We start from the raw sequence: 3,880 nt of genomic DNA, 5'->3' as shown, positions 1-3,880 counted from the left end.
CGCGGTGTTGGCGCTTATTTACGTCTGTCTATGGCGACGAAAAGTCTGCTTTTGGCGAGCGCCTCGAATTCTGTATCCGGCTTGCCGTAGTTTGCAAAGGGGTACAGCGAAATGCCTCCGCGCGGCATGAAGATGCCTTCGACTTCGATGTATTTCGGGTCAAGAAGCTTTACCAGGTCCTTCATGATGATGTTCACGCAGTCTTCGTGGAAATCCCCGTGGTTGCGGAAAGAGAACATGTAAAGCTTGAGCGACTTCGATTCCACCAGGAACTGGTCCGGAATGTAGTTGATCTTGATTTCTGCAAAATCGGGCTGGCCGGTTTTCGGGCAGAGGCTAGTGAATTCCGGGCAGTTGAAGGTGACCATATAGTCGTTGCCGGGGTGCTTGTTCGGAAATTTTTCCAACACTTCGGGGCTATAGGTGGTCTTGTACTGGGTCTTGTTGTTGCCGAGCAGCGTGACGCCTTCGAGTTCCGCTTCAGAACGCATAAAGTCTCCTAGTTTTGGTTTATAGGCCTATAGTAAATTCAAAAATAGAAAATGTCGAAAGGGGTTTCAATACTTTCAAAATGTCTTATGGATTGTAGCCGGCCCATTCGGCAACGATGCTTGGAGAGGCCTTGCGCAGTTTCTGAGTCTCTTCGCTGTTGTCAGCCGGGAGAATGTCGCCGCTTTCAATCTTCTGCTTGATTTCCTCGAAAGTCTTTGGGCGCTTTTCTTCGGGCTGCTTGTCGCCCGGTACAATGCAAGGGGCATCCAGGGCGGTTTTCGCCTTGTCCTTTACGGGAGCGTATTCCCGTGCGGCGGGAATCTCGTAGAATTTGTCCTCTTCGGGGCACCACGCCATTAGCTTCTTGCCGTAAACGCAGCCTGCGTCTAGTCCGATAAATCCGGGGCGGTTTACGAATCCCATTTTGGCCCAGTGTCCGAAAACAACCGTCTTTGGCCAACTTACCTGCTCGAACCAGGGCTTTTCATTCCAGTATCTTACGGATAAAATAACCTTCGGGTCCATGTCCTCTAGTCGAGTCTTTTCGGGTTCGAGTCCTGCGTGAACTAAAAGGGCGTGCGGAGTGTCTCGCCACAGGGGCCAGGTGCAAACTTCGTCTGCGATGTACTTCCATTCTTCCATCGAAAGTTTTGCGAACCGGCTGCGCTGCTTTTCGGTCCATTCGCTTTCGGGGAGTTCCAGGGCGCGTATCAGGTGCTCTTCGTGGTTACCGCGTACGGTGAGAATCCCGTTATCCTTGATAAACTGGAGGGCGCGCATCATGTCGGGGCCTTTATTGATGATGTCGCCGGTCTGATAAAGGGTATCCTTGCCGCGTACAAAGCCGAAAGCGTCCACGATGCGTTCGAGTTCGTCGGCGCAGCCATGTACGTCACCGATGTATAATGTTCTGCTATTCATAACTAGAGTGTCATCCTGAGCGTGGTTTGCTTCGACAGTGCTCAGCACAGGCTTAAGCTCACGCTTCGCAAGCTCGCTAACCTTATTAAGGTCCCTGAGCCTGCCGAAGGGCCGTAGGTGCGGCTTTAAATGTGTACCGCTTGCTTCAGCTTGTTCTTTTCATCTGCCGTAAGTTCGCGGAATTCGCCTGCGGGTAAGTCGCCGAGAGTCAGCTTGCAGTAGCTCACGCGCTTGAGGTCGCGGATTTCGTACCCGACGGCGCGCATCATGCGGCGGATTTCACGGTTCTTGCCTTCGATGAGCACGAGTTCGGCAAATCCCTTTTCCAGGTAGATGTCTGTCGCGAAGGCGATTTCTTCTTGATCGGCGCCTTCTTCGCGGATGTCGACTCCGTCCACCAACTTCTGGGCGGCATGTTCGCTGAGGGGGCGGTCTGTCCACACGTAGTAGCTGCGCGGAATTTCGAAACTCGGGTGCGTGAGGCGGTGGAGCAGTTCACCGTCGTCGGTAAACAGCAAAAGTCCGCGGCTCTGCAAGTCGAGGCGCCCCACGTATTTCAGATTCTGGTAGGCAGGGGGCAGGTAGTCGTATACGGTGCGGCGGCCCTGCGGGTCGGTCTTGGTGCATACGCAGCCGGCCGGCTTGTGGAACATGATGGTGGTCGTCTTGCGCGGAAGCTTGGCGGGCTTTCCGTCTACTAGAACGTTGTCGGCGTTCTCGTCCACCTGGTGGCCGAGGTCCTTGATGGTTTCGCCGTTGACCTGGACTCGCCCTTCTTCAATCAAGGCGTCCGCCGCGCGGCGGCTTGCGATACCGCAAAGAGAAATGAATTTATTAATACGCATAGAAATCTTTTCGTTGCTGTCGTTCCCGCCCGTTCGGCATGCTCAGGGCAGGCTCCGGCGGGAATCTCCTTTTTAACTTGAATTGGAGATGCCCGACTAAATCGGGCATGACGAATCATCTTTTATTATTAACGTTCTTCCTCGTAAAGTAGTCCAAAGCGGAGTCCTGCGGTACTTATCTTAAATGTTTCGACGCGGAGCTTTTCCAAAAGCGACTTGAGCCAGAAGAGTCCGCAGATAATGACTTCGTGGCGACCGTTTTCGAGGCCGGGGAGCATGGCGCGGAGTTCCTTCGACAAGTTCGAGATGCGTGTCGTTACGGCATCAAGGTCGTTAATCGAAAGTTCCAGGCCTTCGATAGCCTTGTAGTCGAACTGCTGCTTGTTCAGGTAGACCATCGCAAGCGCCGTTCCGGTACCGCCAATCAGGTACACCGGCTTTTTCGTCATGCCCTTGAAAGAAACTTCCTTGAAGGTTTCCTTCACAAACTTCTTGTATTCGGGACCGGGGATAGGACCCATCGCCTTGAACATCTTGAGGGCGCCCACCGGAATAGAGAAGGTGTTGGCCCCGTTGCTAAGTTCCGTGGAACCGCCGCCGATGTCAATCGTCACGATTCCATCTCCGTGCCATTCCTTAACGGATCGGTAGGTGAGCTTGCCTTCTTCTTCGCCCGAAATGATTCGCGGCTTAATCCACAGGGCCTTTTCCACTACGGCAATCACTTCGTCGGGGTTTTCGGCGTTTCTCATCGCTTCGGTCATGACAGCCGCCTTGAGGTTTGCTCCCAGGGCGTGCAGGTCCATGCGGAACTTCGTCATGATGGCTTCGAGTTCCTTCATGCGTTTTTCGGTAATTTTGCCGTGTTCGTAAATGTCTTCGCCCAGGCGGCAGACCTCGACTTTCTGGAGCTTCGGCACCAGCACCTTGCGCGGAGCGGTTCCATCGCCCTTTTCTGCGGACACTTCGGCGGGCTCAGTGTCCTTAGAGGCGATAGCTTCGGCTGGTGATTCGGTCCCTGATAAGGTTAGCGAGCTTGCGAAGCGTGAGCCTGTCGAACCAGTCGAAAGGGGCAACTCCTCGAAAGCCGCAATCAGAAGAATGCAACTGTGACTTCCGATATCGACGGTGGCGATCAGCTTGTTATCCATTGGACGCCTCGTCTGTGCCGCTAGAGGTTGCTTCGCCGGAATCTTCCTTTTCGTCTTTCTTCAGCATGCCGCTTTTAATTTTCTCGGCGATTCCCGCCGGATTCGTCAGGAATTCCTTGGCAAACGCAATGGCTTCTTCGATAATGGAATCGGGGTGCCTTCCGTTCCAGCTAGCGACTAGGTCGCCGGATTCTGATCCGAGTTCCTTTCCTTCGCGGATTTCCTGTCCCATCTTGAGGGCTAGCAGGAGACCAAGTTCAAAGGCGCGGGGTTCACTCTTGCCTTCTAAAAGTTTTTCGACGCGTTCGATGCGCTGTTCGTAGGGGATATTCTCGAGTTCGGCGAGGTCTTTTTCTGAAATCATATCACAAAAATAGAAAACGAGTCCCGCCTTTAATACAAAAACGGATCCTGAAACGAGTCCAGGATCCGCCAACAAAGGAGAAATTGTTGAAATTACTTCTTTGCAGC

At 53.3% G+C, this 3,880-nt stretch carries 5 protein-coding genes; all 5 read right to left on the bottom strand.

Going from position 1 to position 3,880, the window contains the following annotated elements; all coding sequences use genetic code 11:
* Positions 1–14: 14 nt before the first annotated feature.
* Positions 15–491, bottom strand: a complete 477-nt coding sequence (gene queF, locus Q0W37_RS15250; RefSeq protein ID WP_297702398.1) for a preQ(1) synthase — start codon at positions 489–491, stop codon at positions 15–17.
* 85 nt (positions 492–576) lie between these two features.
* On the bottom strand, positions 577–1,413 hold the full coding sequence (locus Q0W37_RS15245) for a metallophosphoesterase (RefSeq protein WP_297702397.1): 837 nt from the start codon (positions 1,411–1,413) through the stop codon (positions 577–579).
* 125 nt (positions 1,414–1,538) lie between these two features.
* Positions 1,539–2,258 (bottom strand): pseudouridine synthase, encoded by a 720-nt coding sequence (locus Q0W37_RS15240; RefSeq protein WP_297702396.1) that lies wholly within the window; start codon positions 2,256–2,258, stop codon positions 1,539–1,541.
* Between the two features lie 128 nt (positions 2,259–2,386).
* Positions 2,387–3,409, bottom strand: coding sequence for a phosphatase (locus Q0W37_RS15235; RefSeq protein WP_297702395.1), 1,023 nt, complete (start codon positions 3,407–3,409; stop codon positions 2,387–2,389).
* Entirely contained in the window at positions 3,402–3,773 is a 372-nt protein-coding gene (locus Q0W37_RS15230; RefSeq protein WP_297702394.1) for a hypothetical protein, read from the bottom strand. The genes Q0W37_RS15235 and Q0W37_RS15230 overlap by 8 nt, the downstream gene beginning before the upstream one ends.
* Positions 3,774–3,880: the final 107 nt, after the last annotated feature.

This window comes from uncultured Fibrobacter sp. (assembly GCF_947166265.1).
Lineage (GTDB): Bacteria > Fibrobacterota > Fibrobacteria > Fibrobacterales > Fibrobacteraceae > Fibrobacter.
The sequence above is the reverse complement of the archived record's forward strand: the minus strand, read 5'-3'. Positions and strand labels throughout refer to the sequence as shown.

Excerpts from the sequence above, each read along its gene's own strand:
- queF (WP_297702398.1), bottom strand. The coding sequence starts at position 491 with ATGCGTTCTGAAGCGGAACTCGAAGGCGTCACGCTGCTCGGCAACAAC.
- Q0W37_RS15245 (WP_297702397.1), bottom strand. The coding sequence starts at position 1,413 with ATGAATAGCAGAACATTATACATCGGTGACGTACATGGCTGCGCCGAC.
- Q0W37_RS15240 (WP_297702396.1), bottom strand. The coding sequence starts at position 2,258 with ATGCGTATTAATAAATTCATTTCTCTTTGCGGTATCGCAAGCCGCCGC.
- Q0W37_RS15235 (WP_297702395.1), bottom strand. The coding sequence starts at position 3,409 with ATGGATAACAAGCTGATCGCCACCGTCGATATCGGAAGTCACAGTTGC.
- Q0W37_RS15230 (WP_297702394.1), bottom strand. The coding sequence starts at position 3,773 with ATGATTTCAGAAAAAGACCTCGCCGAACTCGAGAATATCCCCTACGAA.